This window comes from Actinoplanes sp. NPDC000266 (assembly GCF_042899005.1).
GTDB lineage: Bacteria > Actinomycetota > Actinomycetes > Mycobacteriales > Micromonosporaceae > Actinoplanes.
Map to the genome: position 1 here is coordinate 167624 of NZ_JBIAZI010000018.1, position 16757 is coordinate 184380.

Sequence of the window (16757 nt, forward strand, 5' to 3'; positions counted from 1 at the left end):
ATCAGCCGTACGTGTCCCGGGGGCCCCTGCCTTGAACGCGGCGGGGGCCCTTGCTCCAGGAGGGCGCGGCCGGGCCGTGGATGTTCAGCTTGGTGACCACGTTGTGGCCCACCTCGCCGGCGATGTTGCGCAGCAGGGTGGCCGCGAGCAGGCGCAGCTGCGTGGCCCAGGCCGTGGACTCGGCCTCGACGGTCAGCACGCCGTTGTCGAGCTTGACCGGGCGGCTGTGGGAGGCGATCTCGGGGCCGACCACTTTTTCCCAGGCGCCGAAGACGGTGGCCTCGGCTTTCGGGCGCTCCCAGCCCCGGGCCTTCATGAGCCGCTGGAGCACGTCACCGAACAGCGCCGGGTCGCGCGGGTCGGGCCCCGACCCGGAATAGCCGCGGAGCCTCTTCTCGCCCTTGGCGCCCGTGGCGCCGCGCCGCGGCTTGCGGGCGGCGTTCTCCCGGCGCCGCGCGAGGGCGGCGTCGAGCACGGCCCGGGCAAGATCGGGGCCGGAAACGCCCTCAGTGCCCTCCTGCGCGCCGGAAACCTCTCCGCCCTGGGTGGACCCACCAACGGGACTCTTCGGCGCGTCAGCGGGATCTTCGGAGCGCCACCGGGCCGGCTCCGGACCGGCGGTGGACGCGGTCTCGGCCGCGTACCAGCCGTCGTCCGCGACGCCGAGCTCCTCGCGGGTCAGGCTGTCGGGGCGGGCCTGTGGATAGAACCGCTCGGCTGTGGACGGGGCCTGGGGACGGTCGCCGTTGGCCGGCGGGCGGTGCTCGCGTCGCAGGTCGTCATGCCGGCTCCGCTCGCGGACGAGATCGTCGTGGCGGGTCTGATCGTCCCGCTGAGTGGGGTCGTCGTCGTGGCTATTCGGCACGGCTCACCGATCCCGTCGTGACGTCGAAGCGGGCGCCGCGCAGGGCGGCCGGCACATCCTCGGGGACGGCACAGGTGACCAGCAGCTGGGCCGCGTCGGAGACCAGGGCGGCCAGGCGGTCGCGGCGGCCGCCGTCGAGCTCGGCGAAGACGTCGTCGAGGACCAGGACCGGCTCGATGCCGTCGGAACGGAGCAGGTCGTACGCCGCCAGGCGCAACGCCAGCGCGAACGACCACGACTCGCCGTGGCTGGCGTAGCCCTTGGCCGGCAGATCGCCCAGGTGCAGGGCGAGATCGTCGCGGTGCGGGCCGACCAGGGTGACGCCACGCTCGATCTCGGCGGTACGGCGCTCCTGGAGCGAATCGAGGAGCGCCTGCTCGAGGGCGGGGCGGTCGGCGGTGAGCCCGTCGCCGAGCTTCGCGGCGTAGGTGATCGAGGCGGCCGACCGGCCGGCCGCGACCGCGTCGTACGCCTTGGTGAGATGGGGGCCGAGGGCCGCGACCAGTTCGAGCCGGCCGGCCAGCAGCTCGGCGCCGTGATGGGCCAGATGTTGATCCCAGACGGCCAACGTGGACAGATCCTGCCCACGGTTGCCGCCGACCTTGCGGGTCAGATACGCGGTGCGGAGCAGGGCGTTGCGCTGCTTGACGACCCGGTCGTAGTCGGCGCGGACGCCGGAATATCGGGGCTGGCGGGCGACGAGGAGATCGTCGAGGTAGCGGCGCCGCTCCGACGGATCGCCGCGGACCAGTTCGAGGTCCTCGGGGGCGAACAGCACCATGCGCAGCGCGCCGAGGATCTCCCGCGGCCGGCGGACCGGCGAGCGGTTGAGCCGGGCCCGGTTCGCCTTGCCGGGAACGATCTCCAGCTCGACCAGCAGCTCGCGTCCTTCGTGGACGATCGCGCACCGGATCACGGCGCTGGCCGCTCCCGCCCGGACCAGCGGGGCGTCCGTGGCCACCCGGTGACTGTCCAGAGTGGCCACATAGCCCAGCGCCTCGATGAGGTTGGTCTTGCCCATGCCGTTCTGGCCGACCAGCACGGACACGCCGGGCTCGAGATCAACCGCGACCCGCTCGTACGAGCGGAAGTTGGTCAGCTCGACCCGGCGTACGTACACGTGTGCCTCAGCGCTTGACCGCGTGACCGCCGAACTGCTGGCGCAGCGCGGCGACGGCCTTCATGGCGGGCGAGTCGTCCTGACGGGACTCGAACCGCGTGAAGATCGAGGCGGCCAGGACGTGAGCCGGCACGGCGAGCCGAACCGCCTCGTCGACGGTCCAACGGCCCTCGCCGGTGTCCTCGACGTAGCCCTTGAGGTTGGCCAGCGTCGGGTCCTCGTCGAGCGCCCGGTCGAGCAGGTCGAGCAGCCAGGACTTGACGACGCTGCCCTCACGCCAGCTCTTGATCACGGCGGGCACGTTGTGGACGAGCTCGGAGGCCAGAAGGATCTCGTAGCCCTCGCCGTACGCCTGCATCATGCCGTACTCGATGCCGTTGTGGATCATCTTGGCGTAGTGGCCGGCGCCGTGGGTGCCGGCGTGCGCGAAGCCGAACTCGCCGGCCGGCTTGAGCGCGTCGAAGATCGGCTGGCAGCGCTCGACGTCGGCCTGATCGCCGCCGACCATCAGGGCGTAGCCGTTGGTCTTGCCCCAGACGCCGCCGGAAACGCCGACGTCGAGGTAGTGGACGCCCTTGGGCTTCAGCCGCTCGGCACGCGGGGCGTCGTCGGTGAACTTCGAGTTGCCGCCGTCGATGATGATGTCGCCCTCGGACAGCAGGTCCGCGAGCTCGTTGATGGTGTCCTCGGTGATCTTCCCCGCGGGAACCATGGTCCAGATGACCCGCGGCGTCGCGAGCTTCTCGACCAGTTCGGCCAGGTTGGCCACGTCGCTGTTCTCCGGGTGGTGGTCGTAGCCGACCACCTCGTGACCGGCTGCGCGAATGCGATCGCGCATGTTTCCACCCATTCGGCCGAGACCGATAAGGCCGAGCTGCATGGTGTTCCCCCTAGATCGTGCGTTTCTCTCAGGCCCAGTATCAGCGGGTTACCCTGATCGGCATGATCAGATAGCGGTATCCGGGGACGATTTCGCCCTCTTCGGTTGCGGGGGAGATCACAGCTGGCTTGAACGCGTCGACGAAGGAGAACACGGCGAGCGACGAGCCGAGGTTCTGCAGACCGTCGATCAGATACTGCGGGTTGAAGCCGATCGTCAGGGCCTCACCGGTGAAGGTGGCCTCCATGGCCTCGCTGGCCCGGGCCTCCTCCGTCCCACCGGCCTCGACCACCAGACCGTCCTCGCTGAAGCTCAACAGCACCGGGGTGGTGCGCTCGGCGACCAGGGCCACACGGCGGACGACCTCGACGAGGCCGGGGACGCTGATACGGGCCTGCGCGTTGCTGCTGGCCGGGAACAGTGAGCGCACCGGCGGGTAGTTGGCCCCGTCGAGCAGGCGGCTCGTCGTGCGCCGGGTGCCACCGGCGAAACCGATCATGCCCTCGCCGGCGTTGCCCTGCGCGAGCGCGAGGGTGACCGAGCCACCGAGCGGGCCGAGCGTCTTGGCCGTGTCGTTGAGGGTTTTCGCCGGGACCAGCGAGTTCAGGCTGATCTCGGGGTCGTCCGGGTTCCACTCCATCTCGCGCATGGCGAGCCGGTAGCGGTCGGTGGCCAGCATGGCCATCGTCGAGCCGTTCAGCTCGATACGCACGCCGGTCATCATCGGCAGCGTCTCGTCACGGCCGGCGGCCACGGCGACCTGGGCGACGGCGGCGGCGAAGGCGGCCGCGTCGACCGTGCCGGCGCTGGAGGGCATCTCCGGCAGGCTGGGGTAGTCCTCGACCGGCATCGTCGGCAGCGTGAACCGGGCGCTGCCGCAGACGAGCTCGAGATGGGCGCCGACCGCGGCGATGTCGACCGGCTTGGCCGGCAGCGCCTTGGTGATCTCAGCGAGCAGACGGCCGGAGACCAGGGCGGCGCCGTCGGCGTCGGCCTGCACCTCGACGGTCACCTGACTGGACACCTCGTAGTCGAAGCCGGAGACCTGGAGCCTGCTGTCGGTGACGCGCAGCATGACGCCGGCCAGAACCGGCACCGACGGGCGGCTGGGCAGGCTCTTGGCGGTCCAGGCCACGGCGTCGGCGAGTGCGTCTCGCTCCACCCGGAACTTCATGCTGTCCTCCGCGTCGCTTCCTCATGTTGGTGGGGCTTCGACCATGTAGTGGGGCGTCGAGTAGTGGGCTTCGACCCCCACGAACCTTATTGCGAGCAGTGGAGCGGTGTCGCTCCGGCCCCGGTGCTGGTTTTTCTTGATCAAGCTCTCGAGCAACGGCCGGAAGCGGCTCACCCACAACATCCACAACGCCGTTGATTGCTTTTTGTTGTCTTAGAGAAATATCTAGTCGTCTTAGTAGGGCCTGTGCATAGTGTGGAAAACCCGCGTTCTTGCAGGTCACAGGGTTATCCACCGGTGATTCACATGTGGGAAACCAGGGTACAAACCCCTGCCGTCATCCACAGTCGCGGAGCCGACGGCCGGTTGTCCACCGCTGTCCACCGGTTATCCACCGGATATCCACGGGTTTTATCCCCCGCCCTGTGGATGGCGTAGCAACGCTACCGCCTCGTCGTCCCCAGAACCTTCAACAGGAAATCCACAGGCGTCCACAGGCTGTGAGATCAACTGTGACTCTCTGTGTCTGTCCACATCGATTTCCCCAGGCTTGGTCCACATCTGTGGGTAACGCGGCGGCGAGTTGTCCACCGCTGGGGATAAACCCCTGTGGACGCCTGTGGATTAGTGTGGACAACGTTGGCACGAAACGGTTCCGTTCCACCGTTGACAAGCTGCCGATGTCATGGGTGGTGATCATCGGCGGTTAGCAGGTGTGGGGGCTGGGGATTGCGGGCCGGCCTGTGGACAACCTGGTGATTTGAGCGCTGTGGTTATGCACAGCCTGGGGACAAAGGCTGAGGAATGCGGGGAAATCGCCCCTCTGAGGGACACGATTGGGTGTGGATAACCCCGTTCGTGTGGGGATGATCTCGGTGGACGCGGCCTCGGAGCGAGTTTGGTGAGGGCTCGGGCCGGCGGGTGGTGGCAGCGCTTTGTCCACAGGGGCTGGGAATGCTCGGCGAGGTGTGGGCTTGTGGGCGGGGCGCTTGGGGTTGGGTGTGGACGAGTCGGGGTGGCCCTGGTCAGAGGGGCGGCGGCTTCATACGAGCGGCGGGCGCGTCCCTGCGTGTCGAAACAGCGTGGAGCGGCAGTCAGGCGGCGTGGCGTGTCGGCGGGCGGCGTGACGCGGCAGTCGGCCAGCGTGACGTCGGCGATGTTGGCGATCCGCGGTGCCGGCGTGGGCGCGAGAACGGTCGTGCCGGTGCTGGGCACGACGGTGGGCACGGAGAGCAGGCCCATGAGGTTCGACTGGGCGGTCGCAGGTTCGGGGGCAATCGAGGGATGCGGCCAGAACGGGCGCGGCGGTGCGGGCGCGGCGGTGCGCGCGCGGCGGTGCGGGCGCGAGGACGGACGCGGTGGCGGGGGCGCTAGAACGGACGCGGCGGCGTTGATGGGGCGGGGTGTTCGGGCGCTGCGTGGGCGGACCGGCGATCAGATCCGGTGCGAGCCGTGGGGCCTTACGGGTCGGCGGCGCCGTGGCCAGGCACTCAGGCGAGGGCAACAGTGTGGAGGGCGGGGCCCAAGGCCTGTGGACAACCGCGTTCGGGGGGCCTGGGTTGTGTTGGTTTGGAGGGGTGGCCTTGAGCTGGGGTACGGCAGCTCAGCCCGGCGGCGCATCGCGGGCGTGACCACCGACTGGCCGGGCTGTTACGGGCGGGGCTGTGTGCCTGTGGTTGTGGGCAGGCGGATGCGTACTGCTGAATCTTGAAATTCCACCCGCGGAGGCAAAGGTCAGGTGTTTTGTTTGATGCGGTTCGTCAGCTCGGCGATCTGGTTGTAGAGCGAGCGCCGCTCTGCCATGTGCTGGCGGATCTTGCGGTCGGCGTGCATGACCGTGGTGTGGTCGCGGCCGCCGAAAGCCTGTCCGATGCGCGGTAGTGAGAGGTCGGTCAGCTCGCGGCAGAGGTACATGGCGACCTGGCGGGCGTTGACCAGGACGCGGCTGCGGGAATGGCCTCGCAGGTCCTCGAGGCTGACGCCGAAGTAGTCGGCGGTGGAGACCATGATCTGGTCGGCGGTGATCTCGGGGCCGGCGCCGTCGGGCATGAAGTCGCGGAGGACCTCTTCGGCCAGGGCCAGCTGGACCGGGCTTCGCGTGAGGCTGGCGAAGGCGGTGACCCGGATCAGGGCGCCCTCGAGCTCGCGGATCGAGTTCGAGACGCGAGAGGCGATGAACTCCAGGACGTCGTCGGGCGCGTACATGCGCTCCTGCGCGGCCTTCTTCTGGAGGATCGCGATGCGCGTCTCCAGGTCGGGCGGCTGGATGTCGGCCAGCAGGCCCCACTCGAAGCGGGTGCGCATGCGGTCCTCGAGCGTCGCCAGCTGGCGCGGTGAGCGGTCCGAGCTGATGACGATCTGCTTGTTGGCGTTGTGCAGTGTGTTGAAGGTGTGGAAGAACTCCTCCTGCGTGCGCTCGCGATTTTCCAGGAACTGGATGTCGTCGATCAGCAGGATGTCGACGTCGCGGTAGCGCCGCTGGAACGCCTGGGTCTTGTCGTCACGCAGGCTGTTGATGAAGTCGTTGGTGAATTCCTCGGTCGAGACGTAACGCACGCTGCGCGCATGGCCGAGTGTGGTCGCGTAATGGCCGATGGCGTGCAGCAGATGGGTCTTGCCGAGACCGGAACTGCCATAGATGAAGAGCGGGTTGTACGCCTTCGCGGGTGACTCGGCGACGGCCACGGCGGCCGCGTGCGCGAAGCGGTTGGACGAGCCGATGACGAACGTCTCGAACATGTACTTCGGGTTGAGACGGTTGCCGTCGTTCGTGCCGCGCGGATTGCTCGACGGGCGGATGTCAGGCTGGGCGCGGCCGGGGCCGTTGTCGCCGCCGCGCATCTGGAGCGTGTCGTCGCGGTTGGGGCCGAACGTCGACTGGTTGTCGCGCAGCTGCGACTGGTCGGTGGCCATCCGGTGGGCGGGCGGCTCGTTCGTCTCCGGCTTCTCCGGCGGCGGCGGCGGGGGCAGCGGGTCGCCGAACAGGGCCTCCTGTCCACCGCGGGCGGTGGGAACGTTGCGGGGGTAACCGCCGGCCGGTGGGCGCTGGGCCGAGCCGGGCGGCGGGTACGGGTCGTAGGCCGGCGGCTCGGGCTGGCGGGGCGGGTCGGCATAGTGCCGCGGCTGAGGCTCCGGCTCGGGCTGCTGGGCCTCCACCGGGGTGCCGTAGACCTTTCCGGGCATACCCGTGCCGTCCTCCGGGGGCTTCACGGTGACGGCGACCTGGATCGGCCGGTTGAGGCGGCGGCTCAGCGCCTCGGTGATCGCGGGGCGCAGGCGGGACTCGATGACGTCACGGGTGAAGGCGTCCGGGACGGCCAGCAGCGCCGTGTCCTCGACGATGGCGCGCAGCTGGGTCAGCTGCAGATAGGCACGCTGCTGCCGCGACGAGATCTCGTCGGCCAGTTCATCCAGCGTCGCCTTCCACACACCACCCAGGTCGACCTGATCGGCCACCGCCGCGCCACCCCCATCGCCACCGACCCCCGGTGGACCTTGTCCGGCTCTACCGCACGTCGCTGCCCTCCAGGCACTCGACGTCTCCCCCAACCCAGCACAACATTTAACGTGCTGAAGACGCTCGGCGCCACCGGCTGTCCACAGGTTATCCACAACCCTGTGCACTTGTCGGTGGTCGCTTCCCCGGCCGGATGGTCGGCAGACCCCGGAGCCTGAAACGGCGCGGTTTCGCAGGCTCACCGTGCCGAACGATTCACCTGCTTGTCTGGTTTTGGCCGACTCGTCGTGGTATGCGTACACCGCTGATGACCAGCAAACGGGCACGCTAACAGCGAGGTCGCCGCAGCATCAACTCTCGTATCGCTCTCTCATCGGCACGCAAGCGCCCGACGGCAGGAAAAGATTCACAACGCGCGCAGACTCCCATCTCCCGCGATGCTGTGATCCCGTGGTCGGCGTGCCGATCCAGGATATTGTTGACCGGCGCGGCCGCCCTGCGTAGGGTCGAGCGGTTGCTCCGCCGCGTTCTGCTAAAGTGGCGTCTTGCAGCTTTGATGCCCCCTGTGTTGTACGAAGACGGAGTTCTGACGTGAGCAAGCGCACCTACCAGCCGAACAACCGCCGGCGCGCCAAGACCCACGGCTTCCGGCTGCGCATGCGCACCCGTGCCGGGCGGGCCATTCTGGCTGCGCGCCGTGGCAAGGGCCGCGACAAGCTGTCGGCCTGAGCCGACACGCCTGTCGCCCCCGGAAACTGGCCAGGTAGTCGTGCTGGCCGCGACTCAGCGTCTGCGGCGTAGCTCCGACTTTGCCGCCGCGATTCGCGGCGGCCGCCGGGCCGGTCGAGGGACGGTTGTCGTTCATCTGCTTATCGAGGAGCCGGTGCAAGCCTCCGCGGCGCGCGCCGGCTTCGTCGTATCCAAAGCCGTCGGCAACGCGGTGGTCCGTAACAAGGTCCGCCGCCGGCTCCGGCATCTGGTCCGGCACCGGCTGGACGCTCTACCCGGTGGATCGACGCTGGTGGTGAGGGCTCTGCCCCCGTCCGCCGAGGCCTCCTTCGACACTCTGGCCGACGATCTCGACGGCGCCCTGGCGGCGGCTCGTAGGCCCCGGAGGCCGCGATGAGCGTGCTCGCCCGTGTGCTGACGGCGCTGGTCGTCGCGTACCGTCGTTATGTGAGTCCGGTGCTGCCGGCCCGCTGTCGGTTCTATCCCTCGTGCAGTGCGTACTCCCTGGAGGCACTGCACAAGCACGGTGCTGTGCGCGGGACGGGGTTGACGGTCTGGCGGCTCCTGCGCTGCCACCCCTTCCATCCTGGCGGGTACGACCCGGTACCTGACCCGATCCGTCACCGTCCCGCCGATGTGACTGGAGCCTGAATTGAGTCTCGACTGGATCTACTACGCCATCTCGTGGATCCTCCTGCGCTGGCATGCACTCTGGGACTTCATCGGAATCCCGGACTCGAAGGTGCTCGGCACCAACTGGTCGTGGGTGCTGGCCATCGTCTTCCTGGTGGTGACGGTCCGCGTCATCCTCTTCCCGGTCTTCGTCAAGCAGATCAAGAGCCAGCGGGCGATGCAGTCGCTGCAGCCCAAGGTCAAGGAGCTGCAGGAGAAGCACAAGGGTGACCGGGAAACGCTCCAGAAAGAAATGATGGAGCTGTACAAGACCGAGAAGGCCAACCCGCTCATGGGCTGCCTTCCGATGTTCTTGCAGATCCCCGTCTTCCTGGGTCTCTTCCACGTCCTGCGGCGACTCAACCCCGACAACCAGGGCAAGACGCTGTACGGCTGGACGGTCGAGCAGTTCGAGAGCGCGACCCACGCGTCGCTGTTCACGGCGCCGCTCCCGGCCAAGTTCGGCTCCAGCGCGTCCGAGCTGGCGGCGCTCGACGCGAACGGCACGACCGTCAAGATCATCGCCGGCATCCTGGTGCTGATCATGATGACGACGACGTACCTCACCAGCCGTCAGATGATCCTCAAGACCGGTTGGGCCGAGGACCCGCAGCAGAAGATGATCCAGCGGCTGATGCTGTACGGCATCCCGCTCTCGCTGCTCGTCTCGGGTTCGCTGTTCCCCATCGGTGTGATCATCTACTGGGTCACGAACAACCTGTTCACCCTGGGCCAGCAGCAGTGGGTGCTGCGCAAGTTCCCGCCGCCGCAGATGGCCAAGAAGAACGCCTCGGCGCCGTCGCGCCCGTCCGGCCCGCCGGCCAAGAAGCCCGCCGGTGGCGCGGCCGCCCCGAAGAGCCCGGTGCAGCCCGGCCGCAGCGGTGGCCTGTTCGGCAAGAAGAACCAGCCGGAGCCGCAGCCGCCCGTGGTCGACACCAAGGCGCTGGCCCCGAAGCCGGGCGCCAAACCGGTGAATCCGAAGAAGGGCGCCAGACCGGCGAGCAAACCCAAGGGATGATCGCGGCTCGGACACTGTGTTTCCCGGTGTCCGAGCGCTCCCCTTACTGAGACCTCCCCGCGGCACCACTAATTACTCGCCGCGGAAGCAGCGGACCGAGCAGGTCCGGCCCGATTGAGTACGGAGATGAGACCGTGACCGACACCAGCACGCCCGAATCGTCAGTCTCCGCTTCGCCCGCCACCGAGGCCGCGCCCGAGGAGACGAAGACCTCGGAGACCGTGGCGTCCGACGGCGATCTGTTCCGCCAGAGCGAGATCGCCGCCGACTACGTCGAAGGGCTGTTGGACATCCTCGACTACGACGGCGACATCGACGAGCTCGTGTCGGCCGGCCGGCCGATGGTCGAGGTGGTCGGTGGCCGGCTCCAGCCGCTCGTCGGCCAGCGGGGCGCCACGCTCGAGGCGCTCCAGGAGCTGACCCGGCTGGCGATCTTCCGGGCGACCGGCTCCCCGTCGCGCCTGCTGCTCGACATCGGCGGCTACCGGGCGTCGCGCCGCAAGGAGCTGGCGGCGGTGGCCCGCAACGCGGTGGAGAAGGTCAAGGAGCACGGCGACCCGGTACGCCTGGAGCCGATGTCGGCGTTCGAGCGTAAGTGCGTGCACGACGTGGTCAACGCGATCACGGGCGTGCAGAGCGAGTCCGAGGGCGTGGAGCCCAACCGCCGCATCGTGGTGCGCGTGGCGGACTGACGATGACTGACCCACGCGCGAGCGCGGGGGACGCCGGCCCGGGCGAGGGATCGCCCGGGCCGGTTCCGTTCCCGGAGTCTTCAGGAGTGCGGAGGGGCCCGAGGCGGCCGCTGGCTTTCCCGGGAAAGCGTGCCTCTTCGGGAACCGCACGTGCCCGTTCTGAGGCTGAGCCATCGCCTTCAGCAGCCCCTTCTTCACCGTCCGCGCCGGCGTCTTCCGCGCCCGTATCCTCCGCGCCGGCGTCTTCGGCGTCGGCCTCCTCCGCGTCTGCGCCCTCGTCTTCCGCGCCTTCTGTGCCCGCGTCTGCGTCGGCGCCCGCGCCTTCCGTATCTGCGCCCGTGCCGTCCGCGGCCTCAGCTGGGGCGGACTTTGCCGTTTTGGGCACCTCCGGGGCGGCTTCGGTGGAGTCCTTTGGGCCGCCTGCGGAGATTGCCGAGGTGGCGGCTCGGGTCTTCGGGGACCGGCTCGGGCTGGCTGAGGCTTACGCGCGGCTGCTTGTCACGGACGGGGTCGTGCGTGGGCTGATCGGGCCGCGGGAGGCGCCGCGCATCTGGGAGCGGCACCTGGTGAATTGTGCCGTGGTGTCCGAGATCATCCCTATCGGCGCTTCGGTGGTTGACGTGGGGTCTGGTGCCGGTTTGCCCGGTATCGTGCTGGCAGTGGCCCGGCCGGACCTGCGCATCACCCTGGTCGAGCCGCTGGCACGACGCACCGCGTTCCTGTCGGAAGCGGTGACCGCATTGGGTCTCGAATCGGCCGTCACGGTGGTTCGGGGCCGCGCCGAGGATGTCGTCGACGGGCCCCCCGCCGGCGCCGACATCGTCACCGCGCGGGCGGTCGCCCCGCTCGACCGGCTGGCCGGATGGTGCCTACCGCTGGCTCGCGTCGGCGGCAGGTTGCTGGCGCTCAAGGGCGCCTCGGCCGCCGAGGAGGCCGCGGAGCACCGGCAGGCGCTGGCCGACCTGGGCGGCGCCGACCCGGTGATCCATCTGTGCGGGGAGGGCCTGATCGACCCACCCACCACGGTCGTGGAGGTCGTCGTGCAGTCCAGGCCGAAGCCGCCCAGCCGGGCGGCAAGCCCGGCACGCGGCCGCTCCAAGGACCGCAACACCGGGCGTGGGAGACCACGGAGGGGATAGATGTCCAGGCGGGGCGCACGCAAACGAAACGCGAAAGAGAAGCGTCCCGACCAGCTCTCCCCCGGAGCGGCTGGGGGTGGTCAGCCCACCTCCGGCTCCCCTGATTCGGCTTCATCCCCCTCCCGGTCCGGTTCGCATGGCGACAACGCGCTTCAATCTCGGCTTTCTCCTGTTGCCGCGTCCCCGTCCGGGACGCCTGCTGCGGCTGTGACATCGGTCGTGTCCGGAGATCCCTCGGCTGGGACTTCTACTGAGCCGGCGTTCCCGGGGTCAGGGTCTTCGTCGGGACGGGTGCCTGCTGAGGTGGCGATTCCTGCCTCCCGGATCCCGTCGGAGAGCGGTGACGAGAATTCCGGCCGGCGCGGGCGGCGGCGTGGCAGGAAGGGGCGGGATCGAGAGGCCACCTCCACGTCCTTTCCCGATGCTGAGCCACCTACGGCCTTCGGTCCAAGGTTTGTTGTCTCTTTGTCGATCGGTCCGACTGATCCGGCTGCTCTGTCTCCGAGTGCCTTTGTTCTTGTTGACGGCCTGAGAGGGTCTTTTCCGGCTTTGGACTCGGCGAGCATGGACGAGTCGGGGGCATGCCGAGAAGATGCGACTGCGGGCACTGTGGGGGTGCTAGATCCGGGGGCCTGTTCGCCGGCGGATGCTGCGGATGCTCGGGTCGTGGGTGGGGCGTCCTTGCGGATGGGCCGGGCTCCCCGGCGTACAGAAGGAAATGAAGCGCAAGCGGCGGCAATCGCTGGTGTTCCGGCGGAAGTGGATCGCCGAGAAGGGGAAGACGCGGGGGCGGCGTTGCGGCTCGTGCCCGGGAGGATGGTCTATGCGGCGTCCGAAGAGGAGAGGGACGTGCCTCATCGGACGGATGGCCGTGGCGAGGCTCGCCCGACGGCCGTAGGCTGGCCGGGCGTCGATAGTGTGTGCCGGTCTTCTGCCGCCGGAACGCACGTGTCGCCGCCCGACCCGTTCCTCACTAACAGGGATAAAACGGTGCATGAGTACGGTGTTTCACGTGAAACCGAGTCATCTCTCGATCGCGAGCGTGCGTCCGGCATGAGCCAGGGTGGCGCATACAACACCTCTGAAGGCGTCCCGGCTCCGCGCGCCGGTGGCGGTTATCCCGGGCAGATCTACGGGAAGCCGTCCTCGCCGCAGCCTGAAGAGCCGCGACAGCCGGCGCCGGCGCCGCGGTCCGAATCCCCCACCGTCGCGTCCTCGCCGATACCCGTATCCGCGGCGCCCGTCTCGGCAACGCCCGTTTCGTCCTCTCCGGTGTCGGCTGCGCCTTCCTCGGGCGTACCTGCCACACCGGACGAGCATGTTTCACGTGAAACGCCGAGCCGGGATGAAGACGATCCCCCACTAGCCATGGAAGCGTTGCGAGCTGTGCAGATCCTCAACCCGAGCGGCGAGATCACCATGCCGCGCCCGGACCACCCGAGGGTGCTCTGCGTCGCGAACCAGAAGGGTGGCGTCGGCAAGACCACCACGACCGTGAACCTCGCGGTGGCCTTGGCGTTGCATGGCAACCGTGTTCTCGTCGTCGACCTCGACCCTCAGGGCAACGCCTCGACGGGCCTCAACGTCCCTCACCATGCCGGCGTGCCCGACGTCTATGACTGCCTGATCGACAATGTGCCGCTGTCGGAGGTGGCGCAGGCGGTCGAGGGCATTCCGAACCTGTGGTGTGTGCCGGCGACCATCGACCTGGCCGGCGCCGAGATCGAGCTGGTCTCCGTGGTGGCTCGTGAGTCGCGGCTGGCTCGGGCCATCGCGGCGCATCCGGAGAAGTTCGACTACGTCTTCATCGACTGCCCGCCGTCGCTGGGCCTGCTGACGGTCAACGCGCTCTGCGCGGCGCAGGAGGTCCTGATCCCGATCCAGTGCGAGTACTACGCGCTGGAGGGACTGAACCAACTGATCAACAACATTAATCTCGTACGTCAGCATCTGAACCCGACGCTCGACGTCTCCACGATTCTGCTGACCATGTACGACCGCCGGACCCGGCTGGCCGACGCGGTCGAGCAGGACGTGCGGAACCACTTCGGCAGCAAGGTGCTGAACGCCGTCATCCCCCGAAACGTGCGCGTGTCGGAGGCTCCTAGCTACGGCCAGTCCGTGATGACCTACGATCCGGGATCAAGGGGCGCTACCAGCTACTTCGAGGCCGCCCTGGAGATCGCGATGCGTGGCGTCAACACGGGAGGCACGGCATGAAGAACCGTCCGCGGGGCGGGCTGGGCCGCGGCCTGGGCGCCCTGATCCCGACGGCGCCGGCCGCCGAGCCGGCTCCTTCGGCGGTCGATACTGCGCCTCCGCCGGTCGATCCGCCCGCTCATGTCGTCGTTCCGCAGTCTGCTCCCGCGGTTGTCGCTCCTGAGGAGGGGCTGGCACCCGTGCCGGGTGCTCGATTCACGGAGCTCCCGGTCGGCTCGATCGAGCCGAACGCGAAGCAGCCGCGGCACGTCTTCGACGATGAGGCGCTGGACGAGCTGAAGACCTCCATCCAGGAGGTCGGCTTCCTGCAGCCGATCGTCGTACGGGAACTCGGCGACGGCCGCTACGAGCTGGTGATGGGTGAGCGGCGTTGGCGGGCCGCGCAGGCCATCGGACGCGACACCATACCGGCCATCGTCCGCGAGACGCGCGACGACGCGATGCTGCGGGACGCGCTGCTCGAAAACATCCACCGGGCTAACCTGAACCCGCTCGAAGAGGCGGCCGCCTATCAGCAGTTGCTTGAGGAGTTCGGCGCCACGCACGAGGAGCTCGCCAAGCGGATCGGCCGGAGCCGCCCGCAGATCTCCAACACGATCCGGCTGCTGAACTTGCCGGCCCCCGTGCAACGCCGGGTAGCCGCCGGAGTCCTGTCGGCCGGGCATGCCCGAGCACTGTTGGGCCTGGACGACACCGAGGCCCAGGAGAAGCTGGCGCTGCGGATCGTGGCGGAGGGCCTTTCGGTACGGGCCACCGAGGAACTGGTGTCGTTGGCGATCGCCGACGGCCCGGCCAAGAAGGCGGCGCCGACGCGTCGTCCGAAGGTGCACGCGCCGGCCCTCAACGACTTGGCCGACCGTTTGAGCGACCGCTTCGACACCCGGGTAAAGGTCGACATCGGCCGCAACAAAGGCAAGATCACGATCGAGTTCGCCACGGTGGACGACCTCGAGCGCATCGTCGGCATGATCGGCGTAGACGAGGAAGGTGCCGGCGGCGAGGAGTAGATCGTCGGGTTCGGCTTGGTCGGGGTGTGCGGGCTTGATCGCACACCCCGGTTTTTTTTGTACGGCTCCTCGCCCGTCGACCGGTGTCGATGCTTTGCGGAGACGGGCCTCCGAATCGGCACATTTCCGGTTCTGTCAGAGCCATTCTCCTGAGGTTTTGGCTGGCTTGACGATCACGCTCCGGCCCCATTTTGACGCCCGGTTTGGTGTTTTTGAGTAGGTCGTTCATCGTGATGTAGATACGTAACTACTCTTCCGACTTGGTGAGCCGTTCTAGCGGGCGGGGCTCTTCACGGAAATCACGTCGCCGCCGAAGATTGGCGTCAGCTCGTCGACGGGCTTCGTAGGGCTGGCTCGATGGTTGCCTGGTGTCGCTTCTTCGTGTGCGTGGAAAGTCTGAGCCGGGTGCTGGTTCTCTCACTTGCCAACTCGTGCGGCGGCGGGTGAGGCTGCCGCCCGGTGTTGGGTTGCCCTGAGGGGGCCTGTGCCACTCTGGACCGCTTCCTCGCGATAGGGCGTTGGCTGGCGCCAAGTTCTTAACCGTGACTCAAGCGCATCGGCAGGATCCATTCGCCTTACGCTCCGCGATGATGTTCGCTTGGTCGAGGGTGAAAGCCGGCGGCCCAGGAATCCGTCGGTTATCTCGCCTGGGATAAAGCTTCTTCTCGCAGCCCTGGGTGAGAGGTCACTATCGGCTCGCTCGCCGTTCGCGTCTTCTAGCTGCTCCCTATCTCTTCCCCCTTCTCGAGGCTGGGCATCCTCGCGGTACGGCGGTTGCTCGAGCCGCCCCATAATCCGGCTGGCTCCGCTTGAGCGCTTCGCTTCTAGTCGTCCTGTGGCTCATTTTCTCGGTCGTTTCACGTGAAACGCAGGTCCGCTTTGGAGTCGGTTCGCAGTGTGTGGGAGCGCTGTTCGCCTTGCCCGGTAGGAGCCCGCCTCGATACTCGGCATCGAGCGGCCAGTCGTACCGCTCCCGTTTTCTGCCGACTCGCTACCTCTCAGGCCGGACGTCGGCATCGTCTAGGAGAGGACTAGGCAAGCTCTGCAGGCGTGTTCCGTTCTTCTAGGGAGCGCAGAACCGGTTGCAGGTCGTTGGACGATCCGAAGCCGCCGTTCTCGTTACCGAACACCGAGCACCATCCCAGCCGCTGTTTCACGTGAAACGGTCCCTGTGCCGTGGTCGGTCAAGCCGAGCTGCAGACGCCCGCAGCGTGCCGGCTTTGAGGGGTAGCCGCACCGTTCCCACTCGAGGAGTGGTCGGGCCCGGACTTCTAAGGGGCGCCGTCAGGACAAGCGATGTCAGAGGGCTTGGTCCCACTGAAATTGAGGGCGGCGGCATTCCAGCTTCACATCCGAGGCCGGTACGCGGTGGCTAACCTGCAGTCCGCCCGGTCCTGCGCTTACTGTCCGACCGGCCGCTGGTTGATGGAAGCGGCGAGCACTCGCGAGAGGGTCTGAGCCCGGCCACCGCGATGCCGCCGTGCGGAGGGATTCGCGGAGGGCGGGCTTGGTCGCGCGCTAAGGCGACCTCGCTCCGCGCGGCCGATCTGCCCCTCACAGTCCCGCAGTGGTCAGCGGGAACAGTGAGATGCCGCGTTCCCTGGAAGAGTCAGTGGGTGTGAGATTCTCTGAGTGCCTGAGCGGTGTTTCACGTGAAACGGCACTGTCTTACCCTCTTCGGAGCCGGGAGCCGGGAGCCGGGAGCCGGGAGCCGGGAGCCGGGAGCCGGGAGCCGGGAGCCGGGAGCCGGGAGCCGGGAGCCGGGAGCCGGGAGCCGGGAGCGT

13 protein-coding genes are annotated in these 16757 nt (G+C 68.2%); 8 read left to right on the top strand and 5 right to left on the bottom strand.

From position 1 onward, the window contains the following. Position 1: 1 nt before the first annotated feature. From ACFY36_RS47730 to dnaA, 5 genes are all read right to left on the bottom strand, one after another. Entirely contained in the window at positions 2–475 is a 474-nt protein-coding gene (locus ACFY36_RS47730; protein ID WP_499752575.1) for a DciA family protein, read from the bottom strand. Between the two features lie 379 nt (positions 476–854). Further along, positions 855–1985: a DNA replication/repair protein RecF gene (gene recF, locus ACFY36_RS47735; RefSeq protein ID WP_499752553.1), complete on the bottom strand. Its 1131-nt coding sequence runs from the start codon at positions 1983–1985 to the stop codon at positions 855–857. 7 nt (positions 1986–1992) lie between these two features. Then, positions 1993–2865 carry a phosphogluconate dehydrogenase (NAD(+)-dependent, decarboxylating) gene (gene gnd / locus ACFY36_RS47740; protein ID WP_499752554.1) on the bottom strand — a complete coding sequence of 291 codons (873 nt, stop codon included), beginning with the start codon at positions 2863–2865 and terminating at the stop codon, positions 1993–1995. A gap of 40 nt (positions 2866–2905) precedes the next feature. Continuing rightward, positions 2906–4039, bottom strand: a complete 1134-nt coding sequence (gene dnaN, locus ACFY36_RS47745) for a DNA polymerase III subunit beta (protein ID WP_499752555.1) — start codon at positions 4037–4039, stop codon at positions 2906–2908. Positions 4040–5773: 1734 nt separating this feature from the next. Beyond that, positions 5774–7495, bottom strand: a complete 1722-nt coding sequence (dnaA, locus tag ACFY36_RS47750) for a chromosomal replication initiator protein DnaA (protein WP_499752556.1) — start codon at positions 7493–7495, stop codon at positions 5774–5776. 592 nt (positions 7496–8087) lie between these two features. On the opposite strand from dnaA, the gene rpmH reads away from it, so the two are divergent. The 8 genes from rpmH (at position 8088) to ACFY36_RS47790 (ending at position 14973) form a co-directional block, all read left to right on the top strand. Continuing rightward, a complete protein-coding gene (gene rpmH, locus ACFY36_RS47755) occupies positions 8088–8225 on the top strand; it encodes a 50S ribosomal protein L34 (protein WP_097329385.1) in 138 nt (45 codons plus the stop codon). Between the two features lie 40 nt (positions 8226–8265). Next, on the top strand, positions 8266–8622 hold the full coding sequence (rnpA, locus tag ACFY36_RS47760; RefSeq protein ID WP_498693494.1) for a ribonuclease P protein component: 357 nt from the start codon (positions 8266–8268) through the stop codon (positions 8620–8622). Beyond that, positions 8619–8876, top strand: a complete 258-nt coding sequence (gene yidD, locus ACFY36_RS47765) for a membrane protein insertion efficiency factor YidD (RefSeq protein ID WP_097329387.1) — start codon at positions 8619–8621, stop codon at positions 8874–8876. The genes rnpA and yidD overlap by 4 nt, the downstream gene beginning before the upstream one ends. A gap of 1 nt (position 8877) precedes the next feature. After that, positions 8878–9915, top strand: a complete 1038-nt coding sequence (gene yidC, locus ACFY36_RS47770; protein ID WP_499752557.1) for a membrane protein insertase YidC — start codon at positions 8878–8880, stop codon at positions 9913–9915. Positions 9916–10028: 113 nt separating this feature from the next. Further along, complete coding sequence (locus ACFY36_RS47775) at positions 10029–10607, top strand: Jag family protein (protein ID WP_498662024.1); 579 nt, start codon at positions 10029–10031, stop codon at positions 10605–10607. 437 nt (positions 10608–11044) lie between these two features. After that, positions 11045–11746, top strand: a complete 702-nt coding sequence (gene rsmG, locus ACFY36_RS47780) for a 16S rRNA (guanine(527)-N(7))-methyltransferase RsmG (protein ID WP_499752558.1) — start codon at positions 11045–11047, stop codon at positions 11744–11746. 990 nt (positions 11747–12736) lie between these two features. After that, the gene (locus ACFY36_RS47785; RefSeq protein ID WP_499752559.1) at positions 12737–13966 is read left to right on the top strand and encodes a ParA family protein; all 1230 of its coding nucleotides are present in this window, start codon (positions 12737–12739) and stop codon (positions 13964–13966) included. Next, positions 13963–14973, top strand: a complete 1011-nt coding sequence (locus ACFY36_RS47790) for a ParB/RepB/Spo0J family partition protein (RefSeq protein WP_499752560.1) — start codon at positions 13963–13965, stop codon at positions 14971–14973. Before ACFY36_RS47785 ends, ACFY36_RS47790 begins: the two co-directional genes overlap by 4 nt. The last annotated feature ends 1784 nt before the right edge of the window (positions 14974–16757 follow it).